The sequence below is a fragment of the Actinomadura fulvescens genome, assembly GCF_039533225.1.
Lineage (GTDB): Bacteria > Actinomycetota > Actinomycetes > Streptosporangiales > Streptosporangiaceae > Spirillospora > Spirillospora fulvescens.
The window spans coordinates 156,150-173,878 of record NZ_BAAATD010000009.1 but is presented as its reverse complement, the minus strand read 5'-3'; the positions used below and the strand labels follow the sequence as shown (position 1 = coordinate 173,878).

General features: G+C 67.6%; 15 protein-coding genes. 6 read left to right on the top strand and 9 right to left on the bottom strand.

From position 1 onward, the window contains the following. Positions 1 to 1,822 precede the first annotated feature (1,822 nt). The 3 genes from ABD333_RS30605 to rsmG all read right to left on the bottom strand — a co-directional run bounded on the left by ABD333_RS30605 (position 1,823) and on the right by rsmG (position 4,702). Entirely contained in the window at positions 1,823 to 2,800 is a 978-nt protein-coding gene (locus tag ABD333_RS30605; RefSeq protein WP_344546000.1) for a ParB/RepB/Spo0J family partition protein, read from the bottom strand. A gap of 25 nt (positions 2,801 to 2,825) precedes the next feature. After that, positions 2,826 to 3,641, bottom strand: a complete 816-nt coding sequence (locus ABD333_RS30600) for a ParA family protein (protein WP_344546243.1) — start codon at positions 3,639 to 3,641, stop codon at positions 2,826 to 2,828. Between the two features lie 374 nt (positions 3,642 to 4,015). Next, complete coding sequence (rsmG, locus tag ABD333_RS30595) at positions 4,016 to 4,702, bottom strand: 16S rRNA (guanine(527)-N(7))-methyltransferase RsmG (RefSeq protein WP_344545999.1); 687 nt, start codon at positions 4,700 to 4,702, stop codon at positions 4,016 to 4,018. A 170-nt stretch (positions 4,703 to 4,872) separates the two neighbouring features. On the opposite strand from rsmG, the gene ABD333_RS30590 reads away from it, so the two are divergent. Next, the gene (locus tag ABD333_RS30590; protein WP_344545998.1) at positions 4,873 to 5,325 is read left to right on the top strand and encodes a DUF6458 family protein; all 453 of its coding nucleotides are present in this window, start codon (positions 4,873 to 4,875) and stop codon (positions 5,323 to 5,325) included. Positions 5,326 to 5,950: 625 nt separating this feature from the next. Here ABD333_RS30590 and ABD333_RS30585 read toward each other — a convergent pair. The 6 genes from ABD333_RS30585 to rpmH all read right to left on the bottom strand — a co-directional run bounded on the left by ABD333_RS30585 (position 5,951) and on the right by rpmH (position 9,366). Beyond that, positions 5,951 to 6,181: a hypothetical protein gene (locus ABD333_RS30585; RefSeq protein WP_344545997.1), complete on the bottom strand. Its 231-nt coding sequence runs from the start codon at positions 6,179 to 6,181 to the stop codon at positions 5,951 to 5,953. 848 nt (positions 6,182 to 7,029) lie between these two features. After that, complete coding sequence (locus tag ABD333_RS30580; protein WP_344545996.1) at positions 7,030 to 7,515, bottom strand: Jag family protein; 486 nt, start codon at positions 7,513 to 7,515, stop codon at positions 7,030 to 7,032. Positions 7,516 to 7,551: 36 nt separating this feature from the next. After that, positions 7,552 to 8,508, bottom strand: coding sequence for a membrane protein insertase YidC (gene yidC, locus ABD333_RS30575; RefSeq protein ID WP_344545995.1), 957 nt, complete (start codon positions 8,506 to 8,508; stop codon positions 7,552 to 7,554). Beyond that, on the bottom strand, positions 8,501 to 8,857 hold the full coding sequence (yidD, locus tag ABD333_RS30570) for a membrane protein insertion efficiency factor YidD (protein WP_344545994.1): 357 nt from the start codon (positions 8,855 to 8,857) through the stop codon (positions 8,501 to 8,503). The genes yidC and yidD overlap by 8 nt, the downstream gene beginning before the upstream one ends. Continuing rightward, positions 8,854 to 9,216, bottom strand: coding sequence for a ribonuclease P protein component (rnpA, locus tag ABD333_RS30565; RefSeq protein WP_344545993.1), 363 nt, complete (start codon positions 9,214 to 9,216; stop codon positions 8,854 to 8,856). The genes yidD and rnpA overlap by 4 nt, the downstream gene beginning before the upstream one ends. Before the next feature lie 12 nt (positions 9,217 to 9,228). Next, complete coding sequence (gene rpmH, locus ABD333_RS30560; protein ID WP_344545992.1) at positions 9,229 to 9,366, bottom strand: 50S ribosomal protein L34; 138 nt, start codon at positions 9,364 to 9,366, stop codon at positions 9,229 to 9,231. A 989-nt stretch (positions 9,367 to 10,355) separates the two neighbouring features. Here rpmH and dnaA point away from each other — a divergent pair. From dnaA to ABD333_RS30535, 5 genes are all read left to right on the top strand, one after another. Further along, a complete protein-coding gene (dnaA, locus tag ABD333_RS30555; protein ID WP_344545991.1) occupies positions 10,356 to 12,470 on the top strand; it encodes a chromosomal replication initiator protein DnaA in 2,115 nt (704 codons plus the stop codon). Positions 12,471 to 13,109: 639 nt separating this feature from the next. Then, the gene (gene dnaN / locus ABD333_RS30550; RefSeq protein WP_344545990.1) at positions 13,110 to 14,240 is read left to right on the top strand and encodes a DNA polymerase III subunit beta; all 1,131 of its coding nucleotides are present in this window, start codon (positions 13,110 to 13,112) and stop codon (positions 14,238 to 14,240) included. Positions 14,241 to 14,672: 432 nt separating this feature from the next. Then, entirely contained in the window at positions 14,673 to 15,593 is a 921-nt protein-coding gene (gnd, locus tag ABD333_RS30545) for a phosphogluconate dehydrogenase (NAD(+)-dependent, decarboxylating) (RefSeq protein WP_344545989.1), read from the top strand. 107 nt (positions 15,594 to 15,700) lie between these two features. After that, the gene (gene recF, locus ABD333_RS30540; RefSeq protein WP_344545988.1) at positions 15,701 to 16,825 is read left to right on the top strand and encodes a DNA replication/repair protein RecF; all 1,125 of its coding nucleotides are present in this window, start codon (positions 15,701 to 15,703) and stop codon (positions 16,823 to 16,825) included. Then, positions 16,818 to 17,339, top strand: a complete 522-nt coding sequence (locus ABD333_RS30535; protein ID WP_344545987.1) for a DciA family protein — start codon at positions 16,818 to 16,820, stop codon at positions 17,337 to 17,339. The genes recF and ABD333_RS30535 overlap by 8 nt, the downstream gene beginning before the upstream one ends. Positions 17,340 to 17,729: the final 390 nt, after the last annotated feature.

The window sequence follows — 17,729 nt, the reverse complement described above, 5'->3', positions numbered from 1 at the left end:
CAAGCCAGACCACCGGCCGCGCCCCCCGGTGTCACGGGTCCACGTCTGGCTTCGAAACCCGGCGTGAGCTGACCAAGCAAAGTCGGCGCACGCAGCTGCCCGGCAGACTGACCCAGGAGCCTTACGTGGCAGACGCGGCCAAACGCGTGGGTACGTGCCTCGGTCTTCGGAAGATGGCAACGTCCGCACCAGACCGGCGGAAGCCCACACGCCCCACGGACCGAGACGCCAACTAGCCCGGCCTGCTCGACGACAGCGAGCCGCAGGGACATGCAGCTGACTGCACACGAACGGGCAGGCGCCACGGGACGAGCGCACACCACGAGAGTGGCAGGCGCATGGAACCGGCACGCATCGAGGGATGAGCGGGCGCCGCAGAACGGATAGCACGCGCGGCATGGGGCTTGGCGATCGCCAAGGCCTTGCTCGACGGGGAGCGAGGCGGGCGCGCCACGGGACGGCTAGACATCCTGGACGGCAGGCGCAGCAGGAGAGGAGGCAGCACGAGACAGCCGCTGGGACGAGAATGCTTGCCCGTGTTGAAGTGCCGAGCGGAGTGGGCTGGGTGGGATTGGCGGGCGAGATCAGCGTGCGACGCTGGTGATGCGAAGCTGGCGCTCTCAAGCTACGGAGGACCCTTGTGGCGGTGGCTTCTCTGAGCGCCCGCCACCACCCGCATCGGCCGTTCCGCCTACGCGCGGATGCTCAAGCTGCCGCCCGCGGTTCAGCGTCGTTTCGACAGGCACGTTCGTGCGCTCCTGCCTTGAGAGCGTCGAGGTCCACGAGAACCGGGCGCCGGCGTCGTACCTCTGAGCGTCTGGCACGCCAGTCGGCCGCGCTCGCCCGCCGTTCCCCGGAGCGCTGGGGACGGAGTCGACGAAATGAGGCACGGAGTCCCTCGCCTAGGTCTCGTCGCTTCTGGTAGGCGCCGGAACTTGGTGTCGAGCAGGAAGCGCGTCGGGCCTGTACGAATACGGTCCGCCTTTCTGGGATAGCCGGGGAGCGAGCAGGCCGCGCGGGCGCTTCGGACAAGGGGCTATGTGCGGGCAGGCTCCGCCGGCCGTCGTCTGGGCGCGAACGTCTATATCGAGGCAGGGGGCTGTGCTTCACGTGAAACACGGTTGGATTTGGCCTCAGAACTGACCGGCGGACGGGTTGTCCGAAGGTGCCGACCTTGTGCTGTCAGTTGCCAAAGCAGGGCCGGGGACGCCGCGGTTGCGGGGCATCGTCGCTCCGAACGCCGTCTGGAGCCTTCTGCCAGCAAGCCCGTGGCGGCGCCTGTGCACGATCATGTGCATCCGTCCTGCGGGGCTGATGGGACTGCGAGCCGGGCGGCCTGAGATCCGTGTGGAAGTATCAGCCAATTACCTAGGAGCCATCTCTCGGTGCGGTCGACGTGCTCCATGGCTCGCCGTGGGCAGGCCGCGGATGGCTCTGGCCACGTGCGCGCGGATGCGTGCTTCGCCCCAGCCGCTTGCCAGGGAGTATGAATCGCAGGGTTGTGTTTCATGTGAAACACGGGTGGACGCGCCTCACAGGCTGCCTGGTGGTTGAGTTCGTCGGAGGCGCCGGTTCGGGTTTGCCTCGTACGTTGAGCTGGCCATTGCCGTGAAGGGGCTGGGGTGACGCGACGGGAGCGTCCCTCCGCGTGTCCTCTGGGGCTTGGCGTCCGTCAGGCTGCCAGGGTTCTGGGGCGATCGGGTGCGGTTGGAGCTTGTCGCATGCCGTCAGCGTTCTACTGCTTGTCTAGGAGTTGTTTCAGGGCTCGGTGGAGCGGAGAGTGCGACGCCCCGGGAGCGGGGCTCTCGGGGCGTCGGGGCGATCAGGTGTCGCTGACTCCGTCTTCGTCGGGAGCCATCGTTTTGATGATGCGGTCGAGGTCCTCCAGGGAGGCGAACTCGACCACGATCTTGCCCTTGTTGCGGCCGAGGTCTACGCGGACCTTGGTCTCGTAGCGGTCGGAGAGCCGGTCGGCCAACTGCTTGAGGGCCGGGGCGACGGGCTTCTTTCGCTTCTGGCGCGGCGTCTGGGGGCCATCCTCGACCTCGCGCATGGCGATGATCTCTTCGACCGCGCGGACGGAGAGGCCCTCGGCGACGATGCGGGCGGCCAGGTTCTCCTGGGCCTCGACGCTCTCCAAGGAGAGGAGCGCGCGGGCGTGGCCTGCGGAGAGGACGCCGGCGGCGACGCGGCGCTGGACCGCGGGCGGCAGGTTGAGCAGCCGCAGTGTGTTGGTGATGTGCGGGCGGGAACGTCCGATACGGGTGGCCAGCTGCTCATGGGTGGCGCCGAAGTCCTCCAGCAGCTGCTGGTAGGCGGCGGCCTCTTCGAGGGGGTTGAGCTGCTGGCGGTGCAGGTTCTCCAGGAGCGCGTCCCGGAGCATGTCGTCGTCGCCCGTGTCGCGGACGATGGCGGGGATGACGTCGAGCCCGGCGAGCTGGGACGCGCGCCAGCGGCGCTCCCCCATGACCAGCTCGTACTCGTGCTCGGCCGACTCGATCCTGCGGACGACGATCGGCTGCAGGAGACCGACGATCCCGATCGACTCGGACAGCTCCTCCAGCGCCTGCTCGTCGAAGTTCTCCCGGGGCTGGCGGGGGTTGGGCCGGATGGCGTCGAGCGGGAGCTCGGCGAAATGTGCTCCCGCGACCGGCTGCATGGTCGGGGTCGCGGCGCCGTCTGAGCCGTTCGGCCCGCCGGGAAGGCCGGGCTCCCCCGCCGTTCCCGGGGTGCCCGGAGGCGGAGATGTGGGAATGAGGGCACCAAGCCCCTTGCCCAGACCTCGTCGCTGCTGGCTCACGCCGCCTCCCCGTTGATGTGGACGCTCACTGCGCTGCTCCGCGGTGGGCGATCTCGGATGCGGCTTCGCTGTAGGCGAGCGCACCGCTCGATCCCGGATCGTATGTCATGACGGACTGTCCGTAGCTCGGCGCCTCGGAGACGCGGACGCTTCGCGGGATCACGGTGTTGAGCACGACGTCGCCGAAGTGATCGCGCACGTCGTCGGCCACCTGCGCCGCGAGTCGCGTACGGGCGTCGTACATCGTCAGCAGGATCGTGGAGACGTTCAGGTCGGGATTGAGGTGCGACTTCACCAGGTCGACCGTGCGGATCAGCTGGCCCAGGCCCTCCAGCGCGTAGTACTCGCACTGGATCGGGATGAGCAGCTCATCCCCGCCGACGAGGGCGTTGACCGTCAGCAGCCCCAGGGACGGCGGGCAGTCGATGAGGACATAGTCGAACTTGTCCGTGTCGTACGAGTCGAGCGCGCGCCGCAGCCGGGACTCCCGGGCGACCTTCGAGACCAGCTCGATCTCGGCACCGGCGAGGTTCAGGGTGGCCGGAGCGCAGAAGAGATTCGGAATGTCGGCGGCCGGGACGACGATGTCGGCCAGCGGCATGTCCTCGATGAGGACGTCATAGATCGACGGGATCTCGGCGTGGTGCTCCACGCCGAGCGCCGTGGAGGCGTTCCCCTGCGGGTCCAGGTCGACGACCAACACCTGGGCGCCATGCATCGCCAGCGAGGCGGCCAGGTTGACCGAACTCGTGGTCTTGCCCACCCCGCCCTTCTGGTTGGCAATGGTGATCACACGGCAGTCGGCGGGCCTGGGCCACTCCTTCTGCCTGCGACCTGACATGGCTTTGATCACGGCGATAGATGTTTCTTGTGAAACATTGGCGTCCTTGAGCGCCTCGCGCACGAGCTGCGACTCCCCCTGAGATGGTCCCTTGCGCGGTCCCGGCGGCTGCTGCGTGCCTCCGTTGGTCGGTACGTATCCGACGGTCTCCGCGGTCCCGGACGTTGTGTTGCCCCACATTGCATGCCCGGAAGGCGTGCCGCCCCCGGGTTTCTTGTCGTCATCCGGCTCGGTGGGCGGCGTCTCCGTGACGCCTTCGGACGACGATTTCTCGGCCTCGGCCGGCTCGTCCTGGCCGGGCCAGCCCAGGCCGGACGTTTCGTCATCGGGGGATTCGTTGGCGCGGTCAGGCCAGCCCAGTCCCGGTCCCGTGCTCATGAAGACCTCTTCCTCGACCCTCTAGCGTCGCCCTTCCCAACCAACCGACCCCGGCCGGACTGCCGGCGGGGCTCGCGTTCGGCGACCACACGGACAAGCGTTGTCGGCGGCTCGACCCTACCGCGACCGACTTGGAGTAGTTCAGTCGTACGTACCCCGAACCGCTTCAGAACGGGTCGAGCCTCCTCCAACTCAGCGGCCGCACGTTCACCCTTCATCGCCAGGAGCTCACCCCCGGGCCGGAGAAGTGGCAGCGCCCATTTGGCGAGACGTTCCAGCGGAGCCACCGCTCGGGCGGTCGCGACGTCGACGGAGAAGTCCCGCACGACCTCCTCGGCCCGGCCTCGGCGTACCTGGACGTTTTCAAGCTCCAGCATCTCGACGACCTCGTTCAGGAAGGTCGTCCTGCGGAGCAGGGGCTCCAGCAGGGTGATCGAAAGATCCGGTCGTACGATCGCCAGCACCAGCCCGGGCAGTCCGGCACCGGAGCCGATATCGACCACCTCGGCGCCCTCCGGGATCGCCTCCGCCACGACGGCGCAGTTGATCAGATGCCGTTCCCAGAGCCGATCGACCTCGCGGGGGCCGATGAGGCCCCGCTCGACTCCGGCATCGGCGAGAAACTGCGCATAGCGCTCCGCCACCGGCAGCGCGTCGCCGAAAACCTCACTCGCGATCCCCACCGTACGAATCGTTCCACAAAAAGTCCCGAGGGCGCACACATGAAACGAGCAGTACGAAGACTGTTCGGACGGCCACATGGGGCTTACCGGACACCGGCACAGGCATATTCGCCCCTGGCCGGGTAGATCCGAGGCAGCAGCCCGTCCGAAAACGGAAGGAATTCCGAATCATGGGAGTGGGAGTCAGTCTCGCCTTCATCAGCTTCGGCGCGATTCTCGCGTTCGCCCTCCGCGTCGAGCTCTCCGGCATAGACATCCAGCTCGTGGGCTGGATCCTCATCCTGGCGGGGGCCATCAGCATGGCCTTCACCCTTCTGTACACGCGGCCACGCCGCCAGGCCGGTCTCATGACCGGCGCCGATCCCGGCTACGTGGAGCCGGCCGAGCCCGAGACGGTCATTCACGAGGAACGCACCGTCGAGCAGACCCCCAACGGCCCGGTCGAGCACATCGAACGTGTCATTGAACGGCCTGGTCATGCCGCGGATCCGCCGCACGGCCACACCTCACAGGACCCGGCACGCGCACAGGATCCCGCGATCGCCCAGGACCCCGCGGCACAGAATCGTCCCCACGCCACCACCCCGCCCCTGCGCCACGCTCCTCACGAACGTCCCTCCTGACCTACTTCCGCAGGGCAGGGCTCAACCCAAGAACGGAAGGCGTCCGGCCAACTGGTCGCCGACGACTCGCCGCAACGTCGCCAGTTCGCCGGGCGCCGACCCCTTCCCACCGGGTCTCCCTCCGCGTACACAAGCAAGCACATGAAGTAGGCGCGCTGCAGCTGACCAGATCCCAACTATCCACAGGCGTTATCCACAGCCCGAGAGTCGTCACAGGGAGTCATGGCCTACAGGTGAGTCTCGGCTCTCACCGTGACTCCCCCACTCGGAAAACCCCTGGCCACGCGGCGTTCCCTGGCCAAAGACGCTCCGCCAACGTTCGTTCTCTGCCCTCTGTTCGGGCAGGACGTCGCTTGTCCAACGCGTCCACAATCCCCAGAGCCACCGCCTCCTGGGGATGACGGCGACCGCACCGCAGGGCCGACGCTTCAGCACGCAAGCTGGTCGGACGAACGAACGCGGCGATGCCCGATGGCATGTGCTTCGAACTGCGCAGACCGTGTGAGCTTGGTGACCGTGTGTTGCCCACGAACGCTGCCGCATACCGCTTCTGATTGACGAACGGCGGCAGCCCGCGCCTGCGCGGGTCCACCGCCGTCTGGTGTTGTGGCTGCCGAGGCGCGGCTCAGCCGTCCTTGCTGCAGTTGTAGGTCGTGTTGAAGCGGTCCACCCGGCAGACGTAGACCGTGACCTTGTACTTGACCTTCGAGTTCGACCAGGATCCTCTCTTCACCTGGCCGAACTTCGTGGCAAGCGCGACGCGAGGGGTCCAGCTCTTGCCGTTCTTGTTCCACGTGTGGACGAAGAGGGCCGCTCGCTTCCCGTCCCCCTTGGTGTCCTTGACCGTCCCCGACACGCTCGCCTTGTAGAACCGACCGCCAAGGCTTTGCCAGCAGATTCGTGCGTCGTGGAGACCGAGGTGTTCCGGCAGCTCCAGCCCTTGGCGCTCGCCTCTGCCTCAGCACCGGCGGGTGCGGCGACCCCGACGACGGTCCCCAGGGCGATACCCGATACCGCGATCGCACCGATCATCGTGCGTATAGCGTTCCTCCCGTAGGTCTGCTGATCCTCCGTGGACCGCCGGAAGTCCATCAGACGACCGTCTCCCGGACGTCTCCGCAGCATCTCCGCACCGCCTCCGCAGCACCTCCGCAGCATCCGCAGCACCTCGACAGCGCCTCGACAGCGCCTCCGCAGCGTTCACGGCCATCGCGTTCGTTCTCCTTCGGTTCTTGGTCGATTCGAAGGATCACGCGGTGGCCGTCTCTATTTCACGACGCCGCACCCTTGACCTGCGAGAACTCGTACACCACCTCCGTGGACGCAACCCTCCGCAGCGCTTCCGCAGCCTCTCCCGAGTATCCGCAGCACCTCCGCGGCACCCCCAACGCCTCCGCGACGCCTCTGCAGCATCTCCGCACCGCCTCGGCAGCGCCTCCGCAGCATCCGCAGCACCTCCGGATCGCCTCCGCAGCCTCCCCAGCGCCTCCGCAGCATCTCCGGAGCATCCGCAGCGCTTTCGCAGCATCTCCGGATCGGCTCCGGATCGGCTCCGCAGTGACTTCGGAGCGTCTCCAAACGGACTCCGGAACGTCTTCGAACGTCTTTGCCAATCTCGTCGGCACGTCACGGGTGAGACGGGACGCAAAACGGCGCCGGCCCCGTCGTTGCGGGGGCGGCGCCGTGCTCGCTCGTGCGTGGAGGTCAGGCGGGGAGGACCACCACGTAGCGCTCGGGCTCTTCGCCCTCGGACTCGCTGCTGAGGCCCGCGGCGGCCACGGCGTCGTGGACGATCTTGCGCTCGAACGGGGTCATCGGGGCGAGCGGCTTGGGCTGGCCGCTCTGCTTCACCTCGTTCGACACGTCCTGGCCCAGCTTGGTCAGCTCGGCGCGGCGACGCTCGCGGTAGCCGCCGATGTCGAGCATGAGGCGGGTCCGGTTACCGGTCTGGCGGTGCACGGCCAGGCGGGTCAGCTCCTGCAGGGCCTCCAGGACTTCGCCGCGCTTGCCGACCAGCTCGTCCAGCGCCCCGCCCACGACCGCGACCATCGCCCGCTCGCCTTCGACGTCCATGTCGATGTCGCCGTCGTAGTCGCCGATGTCCAGCAGACCCTCGATGTAGTCGGCGGCGATCTCGCCTTCCTGCTCGAGCGCCTGGACGTCGACCTCGGTGGTGTCGGTCTGGCTCAACGGGATCTCCTTCTTCGACAAGGACCGGGGTTCAAACTAGCGCTTCTGGCTGCCGCTGCGCTTGCTGCGAGGCTTGCGAGTCGGCTGGTTGCGCACGACCTTGGGCTTCGGCTCCGGCTCGGGTGCCGGCTCCGGCTCCTTCTTGAGCTTGGTCTTGAGCCCTGTGGACGTCTTGGCGTTCTTGCCCGTGGCCGCCTTGCCGTCGCCGGTGCCGTTGCCGTTCTCGTCGTGCGGGTAGTACTTCTTGTAGATGTAGTGCTGCTGCGCGAGCGTCCAGCTGTTGGACGTCACCCAGTACATGAGCACACCGAGCGGGAACCCGATGCCGAAGAGGCCGAACAGCGGCGCGAGGAAGACCATCATCTTCTGCGCCTGCATCATCGGGTTGTTGTCGTCCATCGTGCCCTGCAGCTTCTGTCGCTGCATGCTGGACCGAACGGTGAAGAAGGTCGTGCAAGAGCTGATGATGACCGCGATGCCGGTGACCACGATCGCGGCGACCGCGCCGGCGTCCCACGCATTCAGGAACGTGTCCGGAATCTTCGCGCCGAAGATCGGCGCCTCCTGCGCGCTCTTGACCAGCTCCGGGGTCATCGCGAAGACGCCCTGCCCTGCATCGGCGTCCGAGATCTTCTTGAGCACCTGGAAGAGACCGATGAAGACCGGCATCTGCACCAGGATCGGCAGGCAGCCCGACAGCGGGTTGGCGCCGTTCTCCTGGTAGAGCTTCATGACCTCTTGATTGAGGCGCTGCTTGTCGTTCTTGTACTTCTTCCGCAGCTGCTGAATCTTGGGGTTCAGCTCCTGCATCTTCTTCGACGCGTGGATCTGCTTCACGAACAGCGGGAAGAGCAGCAGGCGCAGGAAAACCGTCAGCAGGAGGATGGTGCCGCCCCAGGCCCACCCGCTGTCCTTGTCAATGCCAATGGAGCTCAGACCCGTGTGAATCCACACGATGAGCTGAGCAACGATCTTGTATAGCCAGTCAAGCACCGGGCAGCTCCTTGGGCTCTGCTAGGGCGGGGCCGCTCTCCTCGCGGCCGGAGGTCTTCGAAGGTGCGTCCCCTCGGCGGGGCGGTACGGGGTCGTACCCGCCTCGGTGGAAGGGCTGGCACCGGCCGATCCGGCGGACCGTCAGCCAGGTGCCGCGCAGTGCGCCGTGCACCTGGAGGGCCTCCAGGCCGTACGCGCTGCAGCTGGGCTGGAAGCGGCACTGCTGTCCGAGCAGAGGGCTCAAGAAGCGGCGGTAGGCGCGGACGAGGAGCATCAACGCACGTGCCGCGAGGCTCGGCCTCGTGACCTCGTACGACGAGGGGACGTACCCCTCGGGCTGGCTCGTCATTTTCGCCCCTTGGACGCGGGCCGCAGCAGCCGGTCAAGCGCCGACTCGAGATCCGCGGCCAGTTCGTCGTGACGTGCCGTACCCGCGGCGGGATTGGCGCGCACTACGAGCAGGCTACCCCGCGGAAGTCGATCGAGGTGCACGCGTACGAGGTGGCGAAGCCGCCGCCGTACGGAGTTTCGTACGACCGCGTTTCCCACGTTACGGGCCACGATGAAGCCGACCAGCGGATCTTCTTCGGTGGCGTCATCCCGGCGAAGCAGGTGAACGACGACAGTTGGGCGTCCGGCGCGGCGACCGCGCCGGACGGCCAACGTGAACTCGTCCCGCCGCCGCATCCGGTGTCCGGACGGCAGCATGCGAAGGGAGGGTCAGACCGCGACTTTGGAGCGGCCCTTGCCGCGCCGCGCGGAAATGACGGCGCGCCCAGCGCGCGTGCGCATGCGCAGCCGGAAGCCGTGCTTCTTGTGGCGACGACGGTTGTTCGGCTGGAAAGTACGCTTGCTCACTCGAGGCTCCAGTGCTGCGGTCGGTTTGGTTCTTCAGGCGCGAAAATTCGCATCGAGGGCCGCGTCTGGTCCCTCGCAGCGGGGGCCCATCCGGCTTTCCCTTGGGAGGCAAGACAGCGGGCACGCGTCATCTCCGTCGATGCGACTCGACCTCGAAACGTTACGGGCAACCTGCCCATTAGGTCAAACGGAGAGCACCGACTCGGAGGTGCCCAGGATACCCGCCCGAGCCCCTCCCCCGAGCCACACCACCCGACTCCCCACCGCTCACCCCGCCCCACTCCCCGAGCCACCCCTGGGTATGGGACCCGCATCCTTCGACCTCTCCAAGGTCAGCATCGCGGCGCAACGCGCAGGAAGGCTTTCCGAGCCCGCCACTGCCAAGGTCAACGCTCCGAAGCTGTACGACTTTCTTCCGCCGGCTCACGACGCCGATCGCCCCCGCTCTCCGAGCAGCTCGTTCTGAGGCAGTGCGTCGAGCGCCGTCCTCAAGTCGGTTGGCAGAGCCCCATGGCTCGGCGCTACTGGGTGCTATCGCCCGGCTCCTTGCTGGACCCGTCGCTTGGTCCGCTGGACGCGGGTGGGGCGCTGTTGTTGGTGATCATTGGGGGTGTGAGTGGCTGTAGGGCCTGAGGCGTCTGGCGGGGTGAGGTGTTGTCTGAGTGTGTTGCGGGCGGGCTGCGGGCAACGCTAAGGTCTCCCGGCGAGCCGATGGACTCCTGGTGTCCTTTCAACCGGCTCTCTTCCCCTCCTGGGACTCGCGGTGAGCCATCTCGAGTCCCCTTCAGATCACCTACCTGACCATCCGCTGTGGGCTTTTACACAGGCATCCGATGCTCATACACAGCGTGTGGACAACTCTGTGGACAACTCGTGAGAGAGTAAGTCTTCCGCGGTGGGGCTGAGCTCGTTGAGACTGGCCGCGCCCGTGGTGGTGCAGGGCAACCGGGGTGCCTCGGTTGACGGGGAGTTTGGGAGGGACCTTGCGCATGGACGGTCAGGATCTCGCGTCGGTCTGGACCCGCACCCTCAACGCGCTCACCGAAGGCGAGCTCCCGCCGAGCTACCGCGCCTGGCTTCCGTTGGTCCGCCCGCTGGCCCTTGTGGAGGGCACCGCGCTGCTGGCGGCGCCGAACGAGTTCGCCAAGGACGCACTGGAAACGCGCCTTCGCAACCTGATCACGCAGGCGCTGTCCCATGAGCTCGGCCGCGAGATCCGCGTCGCCGTCACCGTTCATCCCGAGCCTGTCGAGGGCGATCCGCGCGGCTCCGAGTCCGCTTCTTATGGCGAACGTCCCTACGACGACCGTTCTTACGGTGGCCAGCCTTCGTACGGTGAGCAGACGTCCTACGGGGACCAGGGTTATCCCGAGCAGTTCGGTGAACGGCCCTACGGAGACCAGGGATACGGCTCGTCCTCACCGGGAGTTGTCCACAACTCGTCCACGGGAAGCGGAGGTTATCCACCGCAGGACGAGGACCGTGGGTGGCAGCAGCGTGATTCCGAACACTCCGGCGGTTACCCCACTACCCCGCGTCCACCGGCGTATGGCGCTGGACCGGGCCACCGAGGTCCCGCCCCGTTCGACGGACGTGGCCAAGAGCATGGCGGTTTTCCCGGGCGCGGTAGGGCCGGCGGCTCCGAGGGGCCCGGAGGCTCCGGCGGCTCAGAGTCACGCGGCGGCCTCGGCGAACCGGGGCGGCGTGGCGGACCCGGAATGGGCAACGGCTCTGATTCGTACGGCCAGCCGGGGCCGATGCAAGGCGGCAGGCACTCTCCGTCCCATCTGAACGACCGCACGCTAGGCGCGCCTCGGCCAGGCCGACCGTCCGAGTCTTCTGGGCGAGGCGAACCACAGCACGCCAGCGAAGCTCGCCTCGGCCCCCGGCACCGTAGCCGCGAGCCCGAGGACCCTTATGCGAACGACACGTTCCAGCCGGACGACTCGTACCGCACAGAAGAGCCCCTGCGAGATGAGGAGTCGTCTCTACCCGGCCAGGGCGGTATGCCTGGCACGAACGGCCCCGGCGCACAAGGGGCTTCTGCGAACGGCGGCGGGGCCGAGCACGCGCGGCTGAATCCGAAGTACACGTTCGAGACGTTCGTCATCGGCTCGTCGAACCGGTTCGCGCACGCGGCCGCCGTCGCCGTCGCCGAACAGCCGGCCAAGGCGTACAACCCGCTGTTCATCTATGGAGACTCTGGCCTCGGCAAGACGCACCTGCTGCACGCCATCGGCCACTACGCGCAGAGCCTCTTCAACGGAGCACGCGTCAGATACGTGAGCTCCGAGGAGTTCACCAACGACTTCATCAACTCGATCCGCGACGGCAAGGCCGACGGCTTTCGCCGGCGCTACCGGGATGTGGACATCCTCCTCGTCGACGACATCCAGTTCCTCGAAGGCAAGGAACAGACGCAGGAGGAGTTCTTCCACACGTTCAACACCCTCCACAACGCGAGCAAGCAGATCGTGATCTCCAGTGATCGGCCACCCAAAGAACTGGTGACATTGGAGGATCGGCTGCGCAACAGGTTCGAGTGGGGCCTGACGACCGACGTCCAGCCGCCCGAGCTCGAGACCCGGATCGCGATCCTGCAGAAGAAGGCGCGGCAGGAGGGGCTCGCGGCGCCGCCGGACGTGCTGGAGTTCATCGCCTCGCAGATCGCGACCAACATCCGCGAGCTCGAGGGCGCGCTGATCCGGGTGACCGCGTTCGCCAGCCTCAACCGCCAGTCGGTGGACATGAAGCTGGCCGAGATCGTGCTCAAGGATCTCATCCCCAACGACTCCGGGCCGGAGATCACCGCAGCGATGATCATGGCTCAGACTGTGGAGTACTTCGGGACGACGATCGAGGACCTCTGTGGACCGTCGCGCTCGCGCATGCTGGTGACCGCCCGGCAGATCGCGATGTACCTCTGCCGGGAGCTGACCGAGCTGTCGCTGCCCAAGATCGGGCAGCAGTTCGGCGGCCGCGACCACACCACGGTGATGCACGCCGAACGCAAGATCCGTTCCCTGATGGCCGAGCGTCGCGCCATCTACAACCAGGTCACAGAGCTGACCGGACGGATCAAGCATCAGGCTCGCAAGCGCTGACGTGCCTCGTCCGCGGCTCCGCCGGCGAGGCTCGCGGGGGACGTACCGGGTCGCGTGCGAGAGACTTCGGACGGCACGACGAAGACTTCGTTCGGCACAACGACTCCCACAGGTTGGGGAAAACTCTGGGGATCCCGGTGGAAAAGCCGGGGGACAACCTGCGGAGAACCTGAGGACAATTCGTGGATGGACTGGGGACCGGTTGGGGACAGCCACCGCACGCTATGGGGATGAATTCGTGGACGACTTGGGGATGGCCTGGGGACGCCCTGGGGACAGCCTCGCCGCCCGCGGCATCCGACCCGGACCGGCCTCAGGAAGCCGTGCCGACCTGCGGAGAACCCGTGGAAAACCGGGGGATGACTTGAGGACGGCGTGTGGGGATGATTTGGCCGTCCTCAGGCGGCGCTCGGCCGTCCACCTTCGATACACAGCCGCGGTGGACAGAAATACGGGCTCTCACCTGGGAGAACGCAGGATGTCCACACTTTCCACGGCCCCTATGACGAGTACTACCTCTCTTATCTATTCAAGAAAAAGCTCAACTCAAACTAGGGCCTGGGGATCAAGCGCCCCGGGTGCGTCACCTGAGCTCTTCCACCTCACCCTTGGTCCGAAACCTGCAGGAGGCGGGTCCCCTTGAAGTTCCGCATCGACAGAGACGCGCTGGCCGAAGCCGTGGCCTGGACGGCACGAACGCTTCCGGTCCGGCCGCCCGTGCCCGTGCTGGCCGGCATGCACCTCGTCGCCGAGGGCGACCGGCTCAAGCTGTCCGCCTTCGACTACGAGGTCTCGGCGCAGGTGTCCACCGACATCGACGTGGAGGACGCGGGCACGGCGCTCGTCTCCGGCCGCCTCCTCGCCGAGATCTCGCGCAGCCTTCCTCCCCACCCTGTGGAGGTGACCACGGACGGGGCGAAGGTGATGCTCCGCTGTGGCAGCGCGAAGTTCACACTCCTCACCATGCCTGTGGAGGACTACCCGACCCTGCCGGAGATGCCTCCGGCCGCCGGGTCGGTGGGCAGCGACGAGTTCGCCGCCGCCGTCAACCAGGTCGCGGTCGCCGCCGGTCGCGACGACACGATCCCCATGCTCACCGGTGTACGTGTGGAGATCGAAGGCGAGACCGTGACCCTCGCCGCCACCGACCGCTACCGGCTGGCCGTACGCGAGCTGCACTGGAAGCCCGAACGCCCGGACTTCTCCGCGGTCGCCCTGGTGCCCGCCAAGACGCTCGCCGACACCGCCAAGTCGCTCACCGCGGGCGCGGAGGTCTCGATCGCGCTCGCCGGGACGGGCGGCACCGGCGAGGGCATGATCGGCTTCGAGGGCGGCGGCCGCCGTACGACCTCGCGCCTGCTGGACGGCGACTTCGTCAAGTACCGCTCGCTCCTGCCGAGCGAGTACGCGGGGCTCGCGGAGATCCAGACCGGCCCGTTCATCGAGGCCGTCAAGCGCGTCTCCCTGGTCGCCGAGCGCAACACCCCTGTGCGGCTCTCGTTCAGCCAGGGAGAGGTCGTCCTGGAGGCCGGGACTGGCGACGAGGCCCAGGCCGTCGAGGCCCTGGAGGCGACGCTGGAGGGCGACGACATCGACATCGCCTTCAACCCGGGCTTCCTGCTGGACGGGCTGTCGAACATCGGGTCCGACATCGCGCGGCTCTCGTTCACGACGCCGACCAAGCCCGCCGTGCTCACCGGCAAGCCGCCGGAGGAGGGCGTCAACCCCAACTACCGCTACCTGATCATGCCGGTGCGCCTGTCCGGGTAAGGGCGGCCCCGGCGTCCTCCGCGTGACGGCAACGAGGATCATGGACTGAGAGCCTGCGGACCGGCGGGGCTGAGCCGGACCGCCGTACAGATCGACAGCCTGTGGAAAAGTCCACGGGCCGCCGATCCGTGCACGCACCGACTCTGCGGGACGCGTTAGCCGGTGACCGTCGTCCGGCCGGACGACGTGCGTGTGGGGTGGTGCACATGCTTGTCAGCGGAAGGCCCGTACATCCACAGGGACTGCGGAACGCGGAGGACGGGGGCACGGAGGCGGCCGGACGCGGGGCACGCGAGATCCGCAGGCTGTGGACGAGACGCAGGTCGATAGGTCTGGGGACTGTCTCTGCGGGTACGCGGCAGTCAGGCGGCAAAGCCTTCGGGGCCTTCGGGCATGACTAGGCAGAGTTACGCACAGGGGAGTGGAGTGAGCATGGAGCTGGGGATGATCGGCCTCGGCAAGATGGGCGGCAACATGGCCGAACGTCTGCGCCGAGGTGGCCACACGGTCGTGGGATACGACCGCAACCCTGATATCAGCGACGTCAGTTCGCTGGATCAGCTGATCGAACGGCTGTCTCCGCCAAGGGCGGTCTGGGTGATGGTGCCCGCGGGTAAGCCGACGCAGGACACCGTCGACCAGTTGGGGAAGCTGCTCCAGCCCGGCGACATCGTCATCGACGGCGGTAATTCACACTATGTGGACGACCAGAAGCACGGCGAAGAGCTCGCGGTCAAGGACATCGGCTTCATCGACTGCGGCGTCAGCGGCGGTGTCTGGGGCCTGCAGAACGGCTACGCCCTCATGGTCGGCGGCGACGACGCGAACGTGAAGCGCCTCATGCCGATCTTCGAGACGCTGAAGCCCGAGGGCGAGTTCGGCTTCGTGCACGCCGGGACGATCGGCGCCGGCCACTTCGTCAAGATGGTCCACAACGGCATCGAGTACGCGATGATGCAGGCCTTCGGCGAGGGCTACGAGCTGATCGAGGCCAGCGACATCGTGACCAACGTGCCGGAGACGTTCCGCAGCTGGCAGGAGGGCACGGTCATCCGCTCCTGGCTGCTGGACCTCATGAACCGCGCGCTGGCCGACGATCCACAGCTCGACGAGATCCGTGGATACGCGAACGACTCCGGCGAGGGACGCTGGACCGTCCAGGCGGCTGTGGACCACGCGGTCCCGCTGCCCGCGATCACCGCCTCGCTCTTCGCCCGCTTCGCCTCCCGCCAGGACGACTCGCCCGCGATGAAGATCGTCGCGGCGCTGCGCAACCAGTTCGGTGGACACGCCGTGGAATCGGCCAAGGGCGCCGACTCCCCCGGCGCCGACGTAGACCCACCCAACCTCTGACCAGCCGCGTCGAAGAACAGCCGTGTCTTAGCGCTGACTAGTCGCGGCCTAGCTCTGTCGAGTCGAGGGGTCCGGGCGACCAGCGGGAGGCTCTACGCTCATGTCCCGTGTACGTCGCCCACCTTTCGCTCCAGGACTTCCGTTCGTACGCCACCGCCGAGGTCGCGTTCGAGCCGGGAGTCACCGCGTTCGTGGGCCCGAACGGACATGGCAAGACCAATCTCGTCGAGGCGATCGGCTACGCCGCGACCCACGGCAGCCACCGCGCGGCCACCGACGCGCCGCTGGTCAGGCAGGGTGCGCCGCGGGCGATCGTGCGCGTCGGCGTCGTCAAGGACGACCGCAAGGCTTTGATCGAGCTGGAGATCAACCCGGGCAGGGCCAACCGGGCGCGGCTCAACCGCTCCCCTGTCCCCAGGCCGCGCGAGATCCTGGGGATGGTCCGGACCGTGCTCTTCGCCCCCGAGGACCTCGCGCTCGTTAAGGGCGACCCGGGTGAACGCCGCCGGTTCATGGACGAGCTGCTGACCACCCGCGCCCCGCGCTTCGCGGCCGTACGTTCGGACTATGAACGTGTCCTGAAACAGCGCAACGCCCTGTTGAAATCTGCGGCCGCGCACCGTCGTTCCCCCGGCCCTGAGGTCATCGCCACCCTCGACGTGTGGGATTCGCATCTCGCGCGTACGGGTTCGGAGCTTCTGGCGGCACGCCTGGAGCTTGTGGCGGCGCTTCGTCCCCTGGTGGCCAAGGCGTACGCGGCGCTAGCCCCCAGCAGTGGCGCGGCCGACCTGTCCTACAAGAGCTCGCTGGGGGACGCGGAGTTGTCCACAGACCGTGCACAACTTGCCGACGCCCTATTGGTTGGTGTGGCCGAGGCTCGCAAACAAGAGCTTGAACGAGGCGTGAGCTTGGTCGGGCCACACCGCGACGAGCTCGTCCTACGCCTAGGCGACCTGCCCGCCCGTGGCTACGCCAGCCACGGAGAGTCGTGGTCGTTCGCCCTTGGGCTGCGCCTCGCCGCGTTCGACCTGCTCCGGGACGATGGCGACGACCCTGTGCTCATCCTCGACGACGTCTTCGCCGAGCTGGACGCAGGACGCCGCAGCCGGCTGGCCGAGATGGTCGCCCCCGCCGAACAGGTCCTCATCACCGCGGCGGTTCCGGCCGACGTCCCCGCCGAGCTGACCGGCGCCTCGTACTCCGTCTCCGACGGGCAGGTGACCCGTGACTGATCCACAGGATGTGCACAACTCTCCCGACTCGCAGAATCCCGGTGACACACCGGCCAAGTCCGGGATCGAGTTGGCCCGCGAGGCGCTCGCGCAGGCACGCGCCGACGCCGCCAAGCGGGGCTCGGTGCCGGGCCAGGGCAAGCGCAAGGGCCCGCGCGGCCCGCGCGGGCCGCAACCCGGCCGAGGCGGCGATCCGAAGCTTTTCGGCGCGGCCATCCGTGAGCTGATGGCCTCCCGAGGCTGGGAACAACGCGCGGCCGTCGGCGGAGTCTTCGGCAACTGGCCCGGAATCGTGGGCCCCGAACTGGCCGAGCACACCCGCCCCGAGAAGTTCGAGGACGGCGAACTCACCGTCGCCGCGGACTCCACCACCTGGGCGACCCAGCTCCGCCTGCTCTCCTCCACCCTGGTCAAGCGCCTGAACGAGGAGCTCGGCCACAACACCGTCCGCCGAGTCAAGGTCGTGGGCCCCTCCTCCGGCCCCCGCCGCCCCGGCGCCTGGCGAGTCCGCTAACCACCCTCCGCCTCCCCCACCCGCCAAGCCGGCCGCTCTCCCCCGCGGCTGGGGCTCGGGTTCGGGTGGGGTTTGCGCTGTGGATGAGCAATCGCGGGGTGGGATTTAGCTGACGTTGCGCGTGGCGGCTCGTCTTTGGGGCGGTGCTGGTCGTGTGTTGAGATAGTGATCTTGGGTGGGGGTTGTGGGGTGGATCGGGGTGGGACCGGGGGTGATGGCGTGGTTCTCCGGTGGAGGGGTGCGAGGGACGAACATCCGTTCGGGGCGATCAAGAGCGGTTCCGCTTCGAGTGCCCCGTAGGCCCGTAGAGCCCCCAGGGGCAATGGGGGGATGTATCTCCTTGCCCGCTCGCCCGCCACACGCGCATACAGCGCCCGTGAGTGCCACTTT